At 72.7% G+C, this 17,558-nt stretch carries 17 protein-coding genes; 15 read left to right on the top strand and 2 right to left on the bottom strand.

Features of this window, described 5'->3' with window-relative positions; genetic code table 11:
* Positions 1–1,038 precede the first annotated feature (1,038 nt).
* The 9 genes from G3I78_RS53035 to G3I78_RS39905 are packed head-to-tail and all read left to right on the top strand — an operon-like array spanning position 1,039 to position 10,121.
* Complete coding sequence (locus tag G3I78_RS53035; RefSeq protein ID WP_164434073.1) at positions 1,039–2,031, top strand: hypothetical protein; 993 nt, start codon at positions 1,039–1,041, stop codon at positions 2,029–2,031.
* A gap of 35 nt (positions 2,032–2,066) precedes the next feature.
* The gene (locus G3I78_RS39870) at positions 2,067–2,489 is read left to right on the top strand and encodes a phage tail protein (RefSeq protein ID WP_164434075.1); all 423 of its coding nucleotides are present in this window, start codon (positions 2,067–2,069) and stop codon (positions 2,487–2,489) included.
* A 12-nt stretch (positions 2,490–2,501) separates the two neighbouring features.
* On the top strand, positions 2,502–3,227 hold the full coding sequence (locus G3I78_RS39875) for a LysM peptidoglycan-binding domain-containing protein (RefSeq protein WP_164434077.1): 726 nt from the start codon (positions 2,502–2,504) through the stop codon (positions 3,225–3,227).
* On the top strand, positions 3,227–5,134 hold the full coding sequence (locus G3I78_RS39880; RefSeq protein WP_164434079.1) for a VgrG-related protein: 1,908 nt from the start codon (positions 3,227–3,229) through the stop codon (positions 5,132–5,134). The genes G3I78_RS39875 and G3I78_RS39880 overlap by 1 nt, the downstream gene beginning before the upstream one ends.
* Positions 5,135–5,189: 55 nt before the next feature.
* Entirely contained in the window at positions 5,190–5,642 is a 453-nt protein-coding gene (locus G3I78_RS39885) for a GPW/gp25 family protein (protein ID WP_164434081.1), read from the top strand.
* Positions 5,642–7,603: a putative baseplate assembly protein gene (locus G3I78_RS39890; protein WP_164434083.1), complete on the top strand. Its 1,962-nt coding sequence runs from the start codon at positions 5,642–5,644 to the stop codon at positions 7,601–7,603. The genes G3I78_RS39885 and G3I78_RS39890 overlap by 1 nt, the downstream gene beginning before the upstream one ends.
* Before the next feature lie 25 nt (positions 7,604–7,628).
* Positions 7,629–8,195: a phage tail protein gene (locus tag G3I78_RS39895; protein ID WP_164434085.1), complete on the top strand. Its 567-nt coding sequence runs from the start codon at positions 7,629–7,631 to the stop codon at positions 8,193–8,195.
* Entirely contained in the window at positions 8,192–9,730 is a 1,539-nt protein-coding gene (locus G3I78_RS39900; protein WP_164434086.1) for a zinc ribbon domain-containing protein, read from the top strand. Before G3I78_RS39895 ends, G3I78_RS39900 begins: the two co-directional genes overlap by 4 nt.
* A 46-nt stretch (positions 9,731–9,776) precedes the next feature.
* Positions 9,777–10,121, top strand: a complete 345-nt coding sequence (locus tag G3I78_RS39905; RefSeq protein WP_164434088.1) for a MazG-like family protein — start codon at positions 9,777–9,779, stop codon at positions 10,119–10,121.
* Positions 10,122–10,138: 17 nt separating this feature from the next.
* On the opposite strand, the gene G3I78_RS39910 is transcribed toward G3I78_RS39905, so the two are convergent.
* Positions 10,139–10,498 (bottom strand): hypothetical protein, encoded by a 360-nt coding sequence (locus tag G3I78_RS39910; RefSeq protein WP_239158336.1) that lies wholly within the window; start codon positions 10,496–10,498, stop codon positions 10,139–10,141.
* 446 nt (positions 10,499–10,944) lie between these two features.
* On the opposite strand from G3I78_RS39910, the gene G3I78_RS39915 reads away from it, so the two are divergent.
* The 5 genes from G3I78_RS39915 (at position 10,945) to G3I78_RS39935 (ending at position 16,389) form a co-directional block, all read left to right on the top strand.
* Positions 10,945–12,069, top strand: a complete 1,125-nt coding sequence (locus G3I78_RS39915; RefSeq protein WP_164434090.1) for an aminopeptidase P family protein — start codon at positions 10,945–10,947, stop codon at positions 12,067–12,069.
* A gap of 152 nt (positions 12,070–12,221) precedes the next feature.
* Entirely contained in the window at positions 12,222–12,809 is a 588-nt protein-coding gene (locus tag G3I78_RS39920) for a histidine phosphatase family protein (protein WP_164434092.1), read from the top strand.
* A 116-nt stretch (positions 12,810–12,925) separates the two neighbouring features.
* Positions 12,926–14,071: a helix-turn-helix domain-containing protein gene (locus G3I78_RS39925; protein WP_164434094.1), complete on the top strand. Its 1,146-nt coding sequence runs from the start codon at positions 12,926–12,928 to the stop codon at positions 14,069–14,071.
* Positions 14,068–14,700 carry a transcriptional regulator gene (locus tag G3I78_RS39930; protein ID WP_164434096.1) on the top strand — a complete coding sequence of 211 codons (633 nt, stop codon included), beginning with the start codon at positions 14,068–14,070 and terminating at the stop codon, positions 14,698–14,700. Before G3I78_RS39925 ends, G3I78_RS39930 begins: the two co-directional genes overlap by 4 nt.
* A 45-nt stretch (positions 14,701–14,745) precedes the next feature.
* Positions 14,746–16,389 carry a pyruvate, phosphate dikinase gene (locus tag G3I78_RS39935; protein ID WP_164434098.1) on the top strand — a complete coding sequence of 548 codons (1,644 nt, stop codon included), beginning with the start codon at positions 14,746–14,748 and terminating at the stop codon, positions 16,387–16,389.
* Between the two features lie 63 nt (positions 16,390–16,452).
* Here the strand turns inward: G3I78_RS39935 and G3I78_RS39940 are convergent, their stop codons facing one another.
* Positions 16,453–16,863, bottom strand: a complete 411-nt coding sequence (locus G3I78_RS39940; protein WP_164434100.1) for a cold shock domain-containing protein — start codon at positions 16,861–16,863, stop codon at positions 16,453–16,455.
* 288 nt (positions 16,864–17,151) lie between these two features.
* On the opposite strand from G3I78_RS39940, the gene G3I78_RS39945 reads away from it, so the two are divergent.
* A complete protein-coding gene (locus G3I78_RS39945; RefSeq protein WP_164434102.1) occupies positions 17,152–17,550 on the top strand; it encodes a hypothetical protein in 399 nt (132 codons plus the stop codon).
* Positions 17,551–17,558 lie beyond the last annotated feature (8 nt).

The following is a 17,558-nucleotide window of genomic DNA, read 5'->3' on the forward strand; positions in this document are numbered from 1 at the left end:
GGTGCCACCTCGAACCCCCCGGCCGACCAGCCGAGTTCACCCACGCACCCGGCCTCGACGCACCCCGCTGTCCAGCGCACCGCGTCGCCCTCCACTCACCGGCCCGCATCGCCCACCCCTGCGCCTACGGCCCACCCCGCCATCCAGCGCGCCACGGCCCCCTCCGCCGCGACGCACCCCGCCGACGCCCCGGCATCACCCACTCCGGCACCTACGGCCGTCCCCGCCAACCACCACACGGCGGCCCCCTCAGCGTCGGATACCAACCCCGCCCTCCAGCGCACCGCCGCACCCTCCGCAGCAGCACACCCCGCGAACACCCCGGCCTCGCCCGCCCCAGCGCCTACAGCCGCCCGCGCCAACCACCACGCGGTGCCCCCGTCGGGGTCGGCAACCAACTCCGCCGACATTCCAGCCTCGACCGGCGCCGACACCACCTCTGACTCCCGGTCCGGCGCGGCCCGTTGGCAACCCCGCCCCACCGTCCAGCGCACCGCAACACCCTCCGCAACGACACACCCCGCCAACACCCCGGCCCCGCCCAGCCCGGCACATACAGCCGCCCCCGCCAGCAATCGCGCAGTGACCCCGTCGAGGTCGGCAACCAACCCCGCCAACACTCCAACCTCGCCCACCCCGACACCTCCAGACACCCTCACCAGCCACCACGCAGCGGCCCCCTCGGTGTCGACACCCAGCCCCACCGCCCCACCCACCACACCGGGCCACACCACCAACACCCCGGCATCGGCATCCAGCCCCGCCGTCCAGCGCACCGCAGCAGCCCACACCGCCAGCACCCCGGCACCTACGGCCACCCCCGCCGACCACCGCGCACCGACCACCTCAGCGCCGGCAGACACCCCCGCCGTCCAGCGCACGGCAGTTCCCACCGCATCCCACGAACACCCCACGAACACCCCACCACCAGCAAGCCCCCCGGCCGCCCTCCCCATCCAGCGCGCCGCCGCCGGCTCGGCACCAACAGCCCGCCCCTCCACCCCGGGCACACCCCCCGGCACGCGCTCCACGGCATCAGTGCAGCCCACTCCCCCGGCCACCCCCGCAGTCCAGCGCACCCGGCCCGCTTCCACACCCGCGCGCCGCCTGCCCCTCGGCGCCCCCCTCACCGCCGCACCCTCCAACACCACGCCCCTCGGCGCCCCCCTCACCGCCGCACCCTCCAACACCACGCCCCTCGGCGCCCCCCTCACCGCCGCGCCCTCCAACGCCACGCCCCTCGGCGCCCCTCTCACCGCCGCGCCCTCCAACGCCACGCCCCTCACCACCGTCTCCACCACCTCCACCGCGTCGGCCCCGCCCGCGCTGCCCACGGCGCCCCTCACCGCCGTAGCACCGCGCCTCCCGGCACAACTGTCACCGGCCCTCACCCCCCGCCCCACCACGGCGCCGGACTTCCCCACCACGGCCAACCCCCTCGGCCCCGCGCCCACCCCCGCGACTCCCTTCTCCACCCCGCCGGTTCAGCGCAGAACCACCGCACCCACACCGGCGCACACCCCAGCACCCCAGACACCCCCCACCCCCCGCACAGCCGCCACCCTCCCCGTAGCCCCCCTCACCCCACCCCCGGGATCCCCCGCCCCCGCCCTCCCCGGCCCACCCGTCCAACGCCTGAGCCGCCCCAGCTGGACCAAGTCCAAAGCATCGAAGAACAACCCCCCGACACACACCACCACCGGCGCCCTCGCAGCAGCAGCCGCAGCCGCCGCGGCCACCGTGAGCACCACGCTCACCAGCCACAGCCACAGCCGCACCCCCCACCGCGCCGAACAACCACCCCCCTACACCGCCACCCCCTCGGACCCCCCGCCCCCTTACTCACCCTCCTCCGCCCCACCCCCGGAGTACACCGCCGTCCCGCCCGGTGCCTTCGATCCCCGTGAGCTCACCGACTTCCAGCTCGACGAACTCGTGCACCGGATCATCGGCCGTATCACCCGCCTGATCCGCACCGAACTCCGCATGGACCGCGAACGGATCGGCAAGCTGCGCGACCCCCGTCACTGAACCGCCGCACGAACCCCACTGAACGAAAGGCCGCGATGTCCCGCCAGGACCCGGGCTCCACCATCTGGTTCTCCCTCAGCATCGACGGCGAGAGCCTCGGTTACTTCAACGGATGTGAGGGGCTGTCGTCGCAGGTGGAGGTCGAGCAGCGGCAGGAGGGCGGCAACAACGGGTTCGTGTGGCAGCTGCCGACGCGCGTGACGTTCTCGAACATCCGGCTGACCAGGCCGCTGACCCCGGACACCACGAAGGTCGCGAAGTGGATCTCGTCCGTGCAGACGGGCATCAAGCGGCCCACGGCGCAGATCTCGGCGTTGCGCGCGGACGGTTCGGAGGTCGCCCGGTGGGGGCTCATCGACGTCCTGCCGGTCAGCTGGACCGGGCCCTCCCTCGACCCGGCGAGCCCGGCGGTGGCGACCGAGGTGCTGGAGATCACCCACCACGGGTTCACGGACTGAGGGGCGGCGAAAATGGCCAAGGGCAGCAGGGGCGGTGCGGGCAAGAGCCTCGTACGGGCCACGCTCGCGATCCACGAGCCGCCGAAGGGCAAGAGCAGGCGGCCCGGCGGGCTGATGAAGACGTTCGGCTTCGACTTCAACCCGGCGCAGCTGTCGCTGACCCGCCGGGCGCAGTGGAAGGTGACCCCGGCGCAGATCGAACGGGACGGCCCGCTACCGGAGTTCATGGGTGCCGAGCCGCGTGAGATGAGTGTGGAGATCTTCCTCGACTCCTCCGACGAGCCGACCAGCAACACCGTCCTGAAGAAGGTCGAGGCACTGCTGGCATGCTGCGAGGTGACGCCCCGGAGCATCTCCGCCAAGCAGCCGTCGCCGCCGTGGGTGATCTTCCAGTGGGGGTCGTTCTCGACGGCCCGGTTCACGGCGTACGTCAGTGCCGTGGAGGCGGGTTACACGCTGTTCTCCACGACCGGTGTGCCCATCCGCGCCACCTGCCGGCTCCAGTTGCACGAGATCCCCAGCCGGACCACGGGGCAGAACCCGACGTCGGGCGCGCTGACCGCGCAGCGGGTGCACCGGGTGGTGGCGGGCGACTCCCTCCAGTCGCTGGCCTGGCGGGAGTACGGCGACGCGGCGGCCTGGCGGTCCATCGCCGAGGCCAACGGTATTGACAATCCAGGGCAGTTGGCGACCGGCACCGAACTCGTGCTGCCGGCCACCGAGGAGGTGCGTGCCTGATGGTGCAGTCCTCCTTCTCCAGCGTCGTCGACGTGAAGATCGGCGGCGCCAAGCTGCCGCCCGAGTTCGCGCCCGACCTCGTGGACAGCTACGTCGACCAGGGTGTCGGCGTGCCGGCCGCGTTCCGGCTGACCTTCCGTGACCCCTACCGGCTGCTCCTGGGCAAGCTGAACATCACCTTCGGCACCAAGGTGGTGTTCGCCCCGGTCGCCGACGGCGAGGGGGCCGGCGATCCGCTGCTGACCGGTGAGGTGACCGGACTTGAGGCGGACTACGACGGCACCGGCAGCTACACCGTCGTACGCGGCTACGACCTCGGGCACCGACTGCTGCGCCAGCGCCGGGTGGCGGCGTACCGCAACCAGAGCGCCTCCGACATCGCCCGCAAGCTGGCCGCCCAGGACGGGGTGCCGATCGGGCGGATCGAATCGACGCGCACGGTCTACGAGTTCATCAGCCAGTCCAACGTGACGGACTGGGACTTCCTCGCGCGGCTCGCCGACGAGAACGAGTCGGTGATGTCGGTCGACGCGGACGGCAAGTTCCAGTTCGTGAAGCCCAAGTCGGCGTCCGGGGCGCCCTCGCCGAGCACCGACGGCGACAAGAGTCCGTTCGTGCTGCAGGCCGGGCACGACGTGCTGCGGCTGCGGGCCGCCGCGACCGCCGCGGACCAGGTGGCCAAGGTCGAGTCGCGCGGGTGGGACGTGACGACCAAGAAGAAGCTCACCGCGACCGCCCCCGCGACCGACAACCCGGGTATCGGCATCGGCACCACGCCGGGTGCGGCGGCCGGGAAGTTCAAGGCGGCCAAGCTCGTCGAGACGGGCACGCCCTACGACAAGCAGTCCGAGGTGAAGTTCGCCGCGGACTCGCTCGCCGACGACGTGACGGGTTCGTTCGCCGAGCTGGAGGTCGTCGCGCGCGGAAATCCCAAGCTGCGTCCGGGAGTTCCGGTGGCGCTCGCGGACGTGGGGGTGCCGTTCGAGGGCAAGTACACGGTGACGTCCGTACGGCACGTCTTCGGTGACGGCAAGCACTACGAGTCGTGGGTGACGGTCAGCGGACGGCAGTGGCGTTCGCTGTACGGGCTGGCCTCGGGCGGCGGGGACGGCGCGTCCCGGCTGCCGGGCGTGGCCAACGCGCTGGTCACCGACGTCAACGACCCGCTGAAGCAGGGCCGGGTGCGGCTGCAGTTCCCGTGGCTGGACGACACCTATGTCAGCGACTGGACGCGGACCGTGCAGATGGGCGGTCTGGGCGGTGGCGGGATCTTCCCGCTGGACGTCAACGACGAGGTGCTGGTCGCCTTCGACCGGGGTGCCCTGGACCATCCGTTCGTGATCGGCGGGCTCTACAACGGCCGGGACAAGCCGACCGTCGTCGGTGACGTGCCGTTGCACGACACCGTGCGCAAGAAGGCGAGCCGGCACACCGTCTCCGACCGGGACGGCAACCGGATGGACCTGCTGAGCCAGAAGACCGGCGGCCGCAAGCAGGGGGTGCGGCTGGTCTCCGGGGACAAGCGGCTGACCATCAACCTGGACCGTACGAACACCGAGATCGTCGTGGACAGCAAGGGCGACGTCACCATCAAGGGCAGCCGCTCGGTGTCGGTGGAGGCGGGCGGCAACCTGACGCTGAGCGCGGGGCGTGCCCTGACCATCAAGAGCGGCGGCCCGATGAGCATCCAGGGCGGCGGCATGGTCAACGTGCGGGCCGCGGGCGAGATCGGGGTGAACGCGGCGGGCATCCTGAACCTGAGCGCCATCGGTGCCGCGAGCCTCACCGGCGGGGCCACCGTGCAGATCAACGCGGCCGTGAACACCACGATCAAGGCCCCGACCACGCTGGTCGCCTCGCCCGTCTTCGGCGTCACCACCATCCCCGTGCCGATGGTGATCCCGTGAGCCGTGTCCGTACGTGTTCTCAACTTCCTTTCCCGGTACGGCAGGTGGGGTTCTGATGGCCGAGCAGTTCGTCGGGTCCGGCTGGTCGTTCCCGCTCCGTATCGGGCCGACCGGCGGGATCGCCCTGGTCAGCGGGGAGCGGGAGATCGAGGAGGCCATCCGGCTCGTCCTGTCGACCGCTCCGGGCGAGCGGCCGATGCGGCCCGACTTCGGGTGCGCGATCCACGACCTGGTGTTCGCGCCGGTCAACGAGCAGACGGCGGGCCGTATCCAGCACGAGGTGCTGGTGAGCCTGGACCGCTGGGAGCCGCGCATCGAGGTCGAGGAGGTCGAGGTGACGGCGGGCGCCGAGCAGAGCGTGCTGTTCATCGACGTCCGCTACTCGATCCGCGGCACCAACAACCCGCGCAGCCTCGTCTTCCCGTTCTACGTCATTCCGTCCCACGACGAGCCGGACAGCCCCGGTGCGGCCGGCACCGCCGGTTCGGCTCCTGAAAGCGACCGCTGATGGCCCTGCCCTCCCCCAACCTCGACGACCGCCGTTTCCAGCAGTTCGTCGACGACGCCAAGCGCTACATCCAGCAGCGCGCCCCGGAGTGGACCGACCACAACGTCTCCGATCCGGGCGTCACGCTGGTCGAGACGGTGGCCCACATGGCCGACCAGCTCGTCTACCGGCTCAACCGGGTGCCGGAGAAGAACCATCTGGCCTTCCTCGACCTGGTCGGCATCACCCTCTTCCCGCCCTCGGCGGCCCGTACGGACGTCACGTTCTGGCTGTCGGCTCCCCAGGAGGAGGCGATCACGGTGCCGGTGGGCACTGAGGTGGCCACCATGCGCACCGAGAGCGAGGAGGCGGTCGTCTTCGCCGTCGAGCGCGAACTGGCCGTCGTACCGAGCGAGTTGCGGCATCTGCTGGTGCAGCACAAGGGCGAGCCCGCGGTGGAGCGGACGCACGACCTGGCCGAGGACGACAAGGATCTGCTGTGCTTCGCCGAGTCCCCGGACCCCGGTGACTGCATGCTGCTCGGGCTGAGCGCGGCCGTCCCGCACTGCGCCCTCGCCCTGGACCTGGACAGCCGGGTGGACGGCGTCGGCGTGGACCCGCGCCAGCCGCCCCTGGTGTGGGAGGCGTGGACCGCCGACGGCTGGCAGCCCTGCGAGGTCGACCGGGACGGCACCGGCGGTCTCAACCGCCCCGGCGAGGTGGTCCTGCACGTCCCCGGCGGGCACGTCCTGTCGCGCAACGCGGGCCTGGAGGCGGGCTGGATCCGCTGCCGGGTCACCGAACCGCTGCCCGGCCAGCCCTTCTACACCACCTCGCCGACCGTGCGGGCGGCGGAGGCGTTCACCGTCGGCGGCACCACGGCCGCCGTGCACGCCGAGACGGTGTACGACGAGGCGCTCGGCGAGTCGACGGGCCTGCCCGGGCAGCGGCTGCGGCTCGCGCACGCGCCCGTGGTGGGCGACGATCCGCCGGTGCTGTTGCAGACCGCCGAGCACGACGGCTGGGAGGACTGGCGGGTGGTGCCGCACTTCGCGGCCTCGGGACCCGCCGACCGTCACATCACCGTCGACGCCACGACCGGTGAGATCGCCTTCGGCCCCGCGGTCCGCGAACCTGACGGCACACTGCGCCAGTACGGTACGGCCGCCCCCAAGGGCTCCCCGATCCGGGCCCGCCGCTACCGCACGGGCGGCGGCCGGGCCGGGAACGTGGCGCGCGGCACGGTCCAGATCCTGCGCACCTCCATCCCGTACGTCTCCGAGGTCGTCAATCGCGAGGCCGCGCGCGGTGGCGTGGACGGCGAGACGGTCGAGGAGGCGAAGGTCCGCGCGCCGATCACGCTGCGCGCCCAGGAGCGGGCGGTGACCCTGCGCGACTACGAGGAGCTGGCCCGCCGTGCCGCCCCGGAGACCGCCCGGATCACCTGCCTGGAGGGCAAGGAGAGCGAGCACGGCGCGTACGCGGTACGGGTGTTGGTGGTGCCGCAGGCGGTGCCGGACCCCGGCGGCCGGCTGCGCTTCGAGCAACTGGTGCCCGGTGACGCCCTGTTGGACCGCATCACGCGCCATCTGGACGAACGGCGGCTGATCGGGACCCGGTTGGCGGTCGGGCCGCCGTACTACCAGGGTGTGACGGTGGTGGCGACGGTGCACGCGTTCCGGGGCGTCGACACCGACCGGGTGCGCCGGCAGGCCCATGACGCCCTGTACCGGCACCTCGATCCGCTGACCGGCGGGGCGAACGGCACGGGCTGGCCCTTCGGCCGGCCCGTCCAGTCGGGCGAGGTGTTCGCGGTGCTCCAGCGGGTGCCCGGTGTGGAGCTGGTCGACGAGGTGGTCCTGCACCCCGCCGATCCGCTGACCGGCAAGCGCGGCGAGGCGACGGACCGGATCGATCTGTCGGCGCCGTCCCTGGTGTTCTCGTTCGACCATCGCGTGCGGGTGATCGGGGACAGCGCGTGACGAACTCCCTTGAGGGGGCCCGCGGATGAGGGGCTCGATCGACGGCCTCGGCTCGTCCGCGCCGATCGGCATGATGCTGCCCGCGGTGTTCGCGGACGACGATCTGGCGCAGCGCTTCGTCGCCGGTCTGGACGAGGTGGTGGCACCGATCCACGCCGTGCTCGACTGTCTCGACACCTACTTCCGGCCGTCGCTGGCCCCGCTCGACTTCGCCCAGTGGCTGGGCGGCTGGGTGGGCGCCGAGACGGACGGCACCGAGCCCGAGCAGCTGCTGCGGGCGGCCGTCGCCGCCGCCGCGTACCTGCACCGCGTCCGGGGCACCGTACGCGGTCTGTCGGAGGCGGTCAGGCTCGCCTTCGGCGTCGTACCGGAGATCTCCGAGAGCGGGGCGGCGGACTGGAGCGCCCGCCCCCTGGGCCCGGTGCCCGGTGCCCCACGGCCCCATCTGCACGTCCACTTGCGGCTGCCCGACCCCACCGCGGCGGACCACCACCGTCTCGACACCCTCGTCGCGGCAGCCCGCCCCGCCCATATGCCCTACACGGTCCAGGTGACCGCGGCACCCTCCGCCGAAAGGACCCCGGCCCCATGACGATCACCCACAACTGCGCCGACTGCGGCACCCGCGCGGAACCGGGGCAGTCGTTCTGCGACGCCTGCGGGGCCGTGCTGAGCTGGACGGACCGGGAGCGCGCCGGAACACCGGACGGCGGCGGTACGAGCACGGGCGGCGGCGCCGATTCCGCTGTGCGGGGCGGCGGTCATACCAGCCATGCTGGTCATACCGGTGCCGCCGGGCGCCGGGACGGGGCCGCCGGTGCCGGGTTCGGTGGTGAACCGGCGGCCACGGCGGGGGACTTCACCCCGCCCCCGGTCCGGTCGGCCGCGCCCTCCTCGCCCGAGCCCGCCGCGGCTTCCGGCGCCGCCTCCCCCGGCTGGAACGCCTTCGCCGGATCGGACGGGAACGCGGGACTGACCCGCGCCCGCAGGGACCTGCTCGGCGCGCCCACGGCCACGGCCCCCGCGCATCCCGCTCCCCGGGCCACGGACGACACCGCGCCCACCGAACCCGTCCCGACCCCGGCTGGCCCGACTGGCCCAACTGGCCTGTCTGACCCGTCTGTCGCGTCTGTCCCGTCGGCCCCGTCGGCCCCGGAAGCCCCGACGATCCCCGCACCCGCGGTCCACCCGGCCGCCGCGCCCGCCTCCACCTCCGCCTCCGACGGCATGACCGACCGCGCCCGTCAGCTGCTCGTGCCGGTGGCCGATCCGGAGGCGCGCCCCGCGGCCATGCCGTCCGTGGCCCCCGTGCTGCCGGGCCGCCCCGCTCCGCAGCGCCCGCAGACCGTACGGGCGCCCGGCGAGGAACCCGGCGCGGACGGCGGCACGCCGTGCCCCTGGTGCGCCACCAGGAACCGTCCCGACCGGCACTTCTGCACCCGCTGCGCGATGCCCATGGCGGGCGAGACGCAGGCACCGGGCCGACTGCCCTGGTGGCGGCGGCTGTTGGGGTCCGGCAACCGGGAGACTCCGTGGGCCGGCGACCGCCCCCGGCTGCGCCGTACCTTCGACCGCGTGCTGAGCTGGCTGGGCGTGGCGGTCGTACTGACCCTCCTGACCGTGCTGGCCTTCAACATCCCCCAGGGCATCCAGGCGACCAAGGACCACTTCGCCAAGCGGGCCGGGGTCGATCCGACCAGCTGGAGCGCCTCCCGCTCCTACCCGGGCCACAAGGCGTCCCTGGTCGGGGACAAGTACAACAACACCTGGTGGGGTCCGGGTGTCGCGGAGGTCGGGGCGGGCCAGTGGATCCAGGCCAAGTTCGACGAACCGACCCGGCTGCTGGACCTGATGATCACCCCGGGCGTCTCCAAGCGGGCCGACCAGATCTCCCAGTCGGCCCGCCCGCGCCGTCTGGAGGCCACCATCACCCTGGCGGACGGCAGCACCACCACCCGCCGGATCACCCTCGACCCCGGCGCGGGCAGCCAGCGCATCCCGTTCCGCGTCGGCACGGTCAGCGCGGTCCGCTTCACGATCGAGACGGCCACCGGGACCTCGTCGACCAAGCAGGTCGCCATCGCCGAGATCGAGTTCTTCGGTCCGTCGAGCGCCAACTCCTCCTGAGGCGGGGCCGGAGGGGGTGTCAGTGGTCCGTGACAAGCTGCTGGGCATGAGCGATCACGGCACGCCCCCGGACATCTGGACCTCCGTCGAGGCCCTGTGGGACTGGCTGGAGAAGGACCAGCCGGTCACCGGGCGGGAGGGGCTGCTGCTGCGGATGCTGAAGCTGTCGGAGGAGGTCGGGGAGGTGTCCGAGGCGGTGATCGGGGCGGTGGGCCAGAACCCGCGCAAGGGGGTCAGCCACACCTGGGAGGACGTGCAGGGCGAGCTGTGCGACGTGGTGATCACCGCGCTGGTCGCCCTGCGCACGCTCACCCCGGACACCCGTGAGGTCTTCCAACGGCACCTGGAGCGGGTGACGGCACGCTCGCTCGGGTCGGCACGGCCGACCTGAGCACGGCCCTCGCCCCGTCAGCTCCGGTGCGAGGCCGCGTACTCCTGGAGGAACAGCGCCTCGACATGGGCCATGTGCTCGATCTCGCCCGGGTCGACGCTCTCGTTCGGGGCGTGGATGAGACAGCGCGGTTCCTCGACGCCCATCAGCACGATCTCGGCCCGCGGGCAGGTCCGGGCGAGCACGTTGCACAGCGGGATGGAGCCACCCTGGCCGAGGAAGGCGAGGGGCTTGCCGTAGACCTGCCGCACGGCCCTGCCGAGGGCCGCGTAGGGGCCGTCGGTGGCGGCCCAGGTCAGATCGCCGGTGAGGGCCTTGAGCGCGGCGCCGGCGTCGATGCCCGGCGGGACGCGCAGGCGGGCACGGGCGGTGGGCACGGGCGCGGGCGGTGGGCGGTACGGCGGCGGCCGAGCCGACGACGGGCGGGCAGTCGGTGCCGGGCGGGCAGTCGATGCCGAGGACGGTGACGGCCGGGCGCGAAACCCGGACCGCCGGTCCAGTACAGGAGCAGGGCGACGACGGCTCGGTCCGCAGGAGATGCCCGTGGAGCCACGTGCCGTCTCCCGCCTCGACGAACTCACCGGCTCACCCGGCTGCTGCTGGACACCAGCGGCAAGGGGCCCGCGGGCATCGAGGAGACGGTGACCGCCACAGCCCGCGCGCTCGGCGGGGACGCGGAGCCGCTGCTCGGCGCGGTTCTCGTGGGCCGCCCGGGCGACCGGATCCGACGGCCGCGTTCACCCGTTCGGCCTACGTCCCCGGGCACCCGGCGCCCCGTCCCTCGGACGATGAACCGGACGGCGGCCACGGCCCGAGGAGCCTCATGAACGACACCCCCGCGCCCTTCACCGAGGCGGACCACGCGGACCGGATGACCCGGGCGGCCAGGGCCGCGGCCGAGGCCGGGCTGGCCGGGCTGCTCGTCACCCCGGGACCGGACCTGGTCTGGCTGTGCGGCTACCGCCCCACCGCGATCACCGAGCGCCTCACCCTCCTCGTCCTGACGCCCGGCTCCGAACCCCGGCTGCTGGTCCCGGCCCTGGAGCGCCCCGACGCGGAGGCCGCGCCGGGCGCGGGCGCGGTGCGCATGTCCGACTGGCGCGACGGCCAGGACCCGTACGCCGCGGCCACCGGCCTGCTCCTCCCGAACGGCCGGTACGGCGTCTCCGACACGACCTGGGCGCTGCACCTGCTCGGCCTCCAGGAGGCGCTGCCGCTGACGGCCTACCGCCCCCTGACCGCCGTACTCCCGATGCTGCGGGCGGTGAAGGACGAGCACGAGGTGGCCCGGCTCGCGGCGGCGGGAGCGGCGGCGGACGCGGCGTACGAGGAGATCCTGGCGGTACGGTTCGCCGGGCGCCGTGAGACCGACGTGGCCGCCGACCTCGCCCGGCTGCTGCGTGAACACGGCCACAGCCAGGTCGACTTCACGGTCGTCGGCTCGGGCCCGAACGGCGCGAACCCGCACCACGAGGCCGGTGACCGGGTGATCGAGCACGGCGACACGGTCGTCCTCGACTTCGGCGGCCTCAAGGACGGCTACGGCTCCGACACCACCCGCACGGTCCACGTCGGCGAGCCCACGGCGGAGGAGCGCACGGTCCACGACCTCGTCCGTACGGCCCAGCAGGCGGCCTTCGAGGCGGTCGCCCCCGGCGTCACCTGCCAGGAGGTCGACCGCAGGGCCCGCCGGGTCATCGAGGACGCCGGCTACGGCGAGTACTTCGTCCACCGCACCGGCCACGGCATCGGCGTCACCACGCACGAACCGCCCTACATGGTCGAGGGCGAGGAGACCCCGCTGGTCCCGGGCATGTGCTTCTCGATCGAGCCCGGCGTCTATCTGCCGGGCCGCTTCGGGGTGCGGATCGAGGACATCGTGACGTGCACGGCGGACGGGGGGAGGCGGCTGAACGCGACCGATCACGGGATGGCGATCGTGGGTTGAGAGGGGCAGGGCGGATCGTTTCCTGCCCTGAAGCTTCCCCGGACAGTTGGGCCGGGCACACGGGTTTCCGGTGCGCCGCCCAAGCGGGTTGGAATGTTGGTAACATCTGAATGTTCCAGGCATCCAGAAGCCCTCGGGGAAGGGATCTGCCCATGGCGACTCGGCGCCTGTACGCGGTCAGGCATGGCGCAGCGGACGCGTTCGGTCAGCTGACCGACGTGGGGAAGCGGCAGGCGCAACTGCTGGCGGAGCGCCTGGCCCGGCTGCCCGTGGACGCCGTGTGGCACTCCCCGCTGCCCCGGGCCGTGCGGTCGGCGCAGCTCATCGGTGAACACCTGCGCGGTGTCCCCGTACAGGAGGCGCCCGAGCTGACCGATCACGTCCCGTACGTGCCGCAGGAGCTTCCGGCGGCGTGGGCGGCGATCTTCGACGGCTACGACCCCTCGGAGGCGGCGGCCGGAGAGCGCCTCGCGGACTCGCTGACCAACCGGTTCGCGCGCCCCGCCGAGACCGAGACGCTCGAGGTCCTGGTCACCCACGCCTACCAGGTCGCCTGGCTGGTCCGGCACGCCCTGGACGCGCCGCGGGCCCGGTGGCTGGGCATGAGCTGCGGCAACGCGGCGGTGACGGCGATCGAGTACTACGACGGCGCGGAACCGACGCTGCTGCTGTACAACGACATGAGCCATCTGCCGGCGGACCTGCGTTGGACGGGATTCGGGCCCGGCATCCGGCCCTGAGTGAATCGGTTCCACCCGCACCGGGCCGTCCCGTCCTTCACGGGAAAACCGGATGTTCATGCCATCGGGATGTTGACAGTATTCTCCATCGGGGGCAATGAGATGAAGGGCAGCGGATGGTCCGGTTGACACGGGCCCAGCAGCAGGAGCGCACACGCGCGGCCGTGCTGACTGCGGCGAGGGCGGAGTTCACCGAGCGCGGATACGCGGCGGCGAAGGTCGACGAGATCGCCGAGCGCGCCGAGCTGACCCGGGGCGCGGTGTACTCGAACTTCCCGAGCAAGCGCGCGCTCTATCTGGCGGTGCTGCTCGACATGGTCGAGCACGGTGTCACCGACGGGATCGAGTCCCCGGCCCCGCCCTCTCCCCCGGCCCTCGCCGAGGCGCTCGGCGCGTTCGCCCGCACCTGGCTCGAGCGGCTGCCCCTGGCCGGCGACGCGCCCGCCTTCGGTCAGGTGCAACTGCGCTCCCTGGCCGGTGTGCTGGACGACGAGCCGATCCGCGCCGCGTTCGGACAGGTGACCCGCCTGGAGGCGCTGCTGCTGGCCCTCGCGCTGGAGTCGCGGACCCCGGCGCGGACCCCGGCGAAGACCCCGCCCGTACGACAGGTGAGGCGGGCCGAGCTGGTCCTGAGACTGCTGGGCGGACCGAGTGCCTCGGTGGACCCGGCGCTCGCGTTCGGCGACCCCTTCGACGTGGCACAGGCCTGCGCGCATCTGGGCGGACTCACCCTGGCCGACACCTGGGACCCCCCGCACCTGCCCTACGTCCCGCCCGCACAGGTCTGCCGGGAGCCCTGGAACCCGCCGGAGCGGCTGCGGGACCTGGTCACCGGGCGGCCGGTCGGATTCGGCGAGGACGGAGTGGTCGTGCTCCTCGGCAGCCACCGTCTGGACGCCGCCGAGGAGAGCGTCCGCGCCGCGGCGGACGGCGACTACGTCACCGTGGCCGTGGCGACCACCGACCCGGCCGAGATCGGGCGCCTCGTCCAGCTCAGGATCAGCGACTTCACCCGTTGCCTGCGGCGCGTGTTCACCCCGGACGCGTGGCCGCGCCTGCGACTCGTCCTCGACGACCGCGGCCTGCTGGCCTCGGCCGTCGGCGTGCCCGACGCCGACGACGGCGCCGAACACGCGGTGCGCGTCCGGCAGGGCTCGATCGTCGCCCGCGCCCACGGCCGGGGCGCCGCGCACGCCGCGGCGGCCGTCGGCCGCACCACCTCAGACATCTCCCACACCGCACCCGATGGGGCCGCTCCATGACCCAGCCCGTTTCGTCCCACCAGACCAGCACCGACCTCCTGGTGCTCCACGCCCTTCGCTGCACCGGTTTCTCCGGCCCCGCCGCGATGGCCGCGGTGACCGGGCTCTCCGAGTCCGACGTGGAGTCGGAGCTGATCGACCTCGCCGTGGCGGGACTCGTCAACCACACCTCGGGCGACTTCGGCGGCTGGGGCCTCACCGACGCCGGCCGGGCCGCGGACGCGGCACGCATCACCGACGAACTGGAGACGGCCGGCGCCCGGACCGCCGTGACCGCGGCCTTCGAGCGCTTCCTCGTCCTCAACCCCGAACTGCTCGACCTCTGCACGGCATGGCAGATGCGCCCCACCGACGGCGCCATGACGATGAACGACCACAGCGACTTCGCCTACGACGACCGGGTCCTGAACCGGTTCACCGAATTCCACCGGCGTGCCGAGCCCGTCTGCGCGGAGTTGTCCGCGGCGCTGTCCCGGTTCGGGCGCTATCCCGTCCGGCTCGGCAACGCGCTCGCCCGCGCGAAGGCCGGTGAACTGGAGTACGTGACGGACAGCACCACCTCGTATCACACGGTGTGGTTCCAGCTCCACGAGGACCTGCTGGCCACCCTCGGTATCCCGCGCCACTGAACCCGCCCGCCGGACCGGCAACACCGACGCGAAGACGGCAATGCGATGACCTGGATTCACCCGCTCTCGGCAGACGTCGAGGAATCGGCGGACCTTCTCGGCGGCAAGGCACACGGCCTCGTCGTGCTCCGGCGCCTCGGGCTGCCCGTGCCCCCGGGGTTCGTCATCAGCACGGAGGCGTGCCGCGCCTTCTTCCGCACCGGTGGGCTCCCGAGCGGCCTCGACACCGAGCTGGCGGCCGCCGTGGCGGACCTCGAAGCCGCCACGCACCGCAGGCTCGGCGGCTGCGAGCGGCCGCTGACGGTGTCGGTCCGCTCCGGCGGAAGCGTGTCGATGCCCGGCATGATGAGCACCGTCCTCAACCTCGGGCTCACCACCGAGGCCACCGCCGCGCTGGCCGACGAGACCGGCGACCCGCGCTTCGCGCTCGACTCCCGGCTGCGCTTCCTGGCCAGCTTCGCCTCCGAGGTCCTCGGTATCGGCCAGGAGAGCCTGGCGGCGGTCGACCGCGCGATCGACGGCGAGGGCACCGGTCCGGACCGTATCGCCGAGGTGATCCGGGACGTCGAGCGGCTGGTCCGGGAGCGGAGCGGCGAGCCCGTACCGGAGGACGCGGCCCGGCAGTTGGACCTCGCGATCGCGGCCGTGTTCTCGTCGTGGAACACCCCGCGCGCGAAGACCTATCGCGATCTGCACGGCATTCCGGAGGACCTCGGCACGGCCGTGACCGTGCAGGCGATGGTGTACGGCAACCGCGACGAGCACAGCGGGACCGGGGTGGCGTTCAGCCGCGACCCCAACACCGGTGAGCGCGTCCCGTTCGGCGAGGTCCTGTTCGGCCGCCAGGGCGAGGACGTCGTCTCGGGCCGCTCCCTGACCAGGCCGCTGCGTGAACTCACCGACCGGGAGCCTGCCGTGTGGTCCGGGCTGCTGGACGCCCTGGACCGTCTCGAGGAGCACTACCGCGACGCGTGCTATGTGGAGTTCACCTTCGAGGCGGGCGAGCTGTGGGTCCTCCAGGTGCGCCCCGGGCGGTTCGTCGGCCGCGCCGCGGTGCGGGTCGCCGTCGACCTGGCCGACGCGGGCACGATCGAACGCGACGAGGCGATCCTCCGGGTCGCCCCCCAGCATCTCCAGCACGTACGCACACCGCGGATCGAGGTCGGCGGCACGGAGGACGTCCTCACGCGCGGCCTGGGAGCCTCTCCCGGCGTCGCCGTCGGCAGGGTGGCGACCACGGCCGACAACGCCGTACGACTGTCCGCGCACGGGCCGGTCGTCCTGCTGCGCCCGGAGACCTCACCGCTCGACATGCACGGCCTGGCCGCCGCGGCCGGGGTCGTCACCGCTCGCGGCGGGCCGACGAGTCACGCGGCCGTGGTGGCACGGGCGATGGGGAAGCCGGCCGTGGTGGGAGCCGCGAGCCTCGTGGTCGACGACGCCGCCGCCTGCGTCCGGGTGGACGGCCGCACCCTGCCCGAGGGCACCCTCATCGCCATCGACGGAACGGGCGGAGAGGTCGTCGTCGGCGAGCCTCCCGTCGCCGCGGCCACCACCGACCCACAGCTGCACCGACTGCTCGACTGGGCCGACGAGATCACGGGCGACACCACGGCCCGCGACGAGACACAACGCCTCACCTCGGCACGGACCGTCCTGCTCCGCCGCCGACCGCCGTCAGGGACCTGACGCCCAGGCGGCCCCCGGCCCCCAACTGCCAGCCCTCAGCCCTCAGCCCTCAGCCCTCAGCCCTCAGTCGTCCACGACCCACCCGTGCTTGCGCACCATGTCGATGACACAGGTCCTGACTTCCCTGATCTGACCGGCCGTCAGGCTCTCCACCCGGTGGAGCAGGGCCTCGGTCAGATCGATACGGAACTCCTCGACCGAGAGCAGGTCGACCTGGTCGTCGTCCCTCTCGATGTCCACGCGGTTGATCCGGTGCTCCGGCGACGCGTGCCTGACGAGCCGGATCTCCGACGCCTTCAGCCCCTTCTCGCCGTGCTCCTTGGAGAACTCCACCTCACTGCCCGCCTGATACAGATACTTCTCGTCGATCAGGTCATTGGCGTGCATGAAGACGTCCTCACCGCCCTCCTCGGGCCGAATGAATCCGTACCCCCGCACCTCGTCGAACCGCACGACCTTGCCCCGCACCAACACACCGCACCTCCGCACAAACAGCAAAACCCAGATACCCCGGCGTACACGTACCCGGTCCGAGACCTTACACAGCCGCCGCCCGGGGGCCCAGTCCACGGGGTCTCGCGGTCAAGGGTTCGACGAGCCGGTCCGTACACCGGGAGACCCAGCGTCAAGAGGTCGGCGACGCTACGCCAATGACGCGCCCCCTCCCACCCCGAGAACCTGATCACCAGGAACGGCGACGCGTATCCCGGTGCCCGCACACAGGTCCGGGGACGTGGTCGCACCAGAACGGGAAGGGAAACCATGCGCACTCGACGAATGCTCGCCATCGCCGTGACCGGGCTCACCGCGGCGACGCTCACCCTCGGCATTCCGGCCACCGCGTCCGCGTCCACCGGAGGCGGCTGCACGACGAGCAACGGCATCGAAGCCTGCATCAGCGCCGACAGCACGGGCATCAAACCCGACGCGTACATCAACGCCTTGCCGGGCGGGTGCGAATCGATACTCCTCTACGTCGTGAACGACTACACGACAGACCTCGTGTACCAGAACTGGCTCCCCTGCTCGACCGGTCACTACGGCCCCTGGCATCTGTCCGCCTCCAACGGGACCGGCTACACCACCTACCTCGAGTACTCCTCCAGGACGAGCGCCGACTCGGAGGAGGTCCACTCCAAGACCGTGGTGTTCAGCAACTAGCCAAGTCG

It is taken from the genome of Streptomyces sp. SID13726 (assembly GCF_010548375.1).
Lineage (GTDB): Bacteria > Actinomycetota > Actinomycetes > Streptomycetales > Streptomycetaceae > Streptomyces.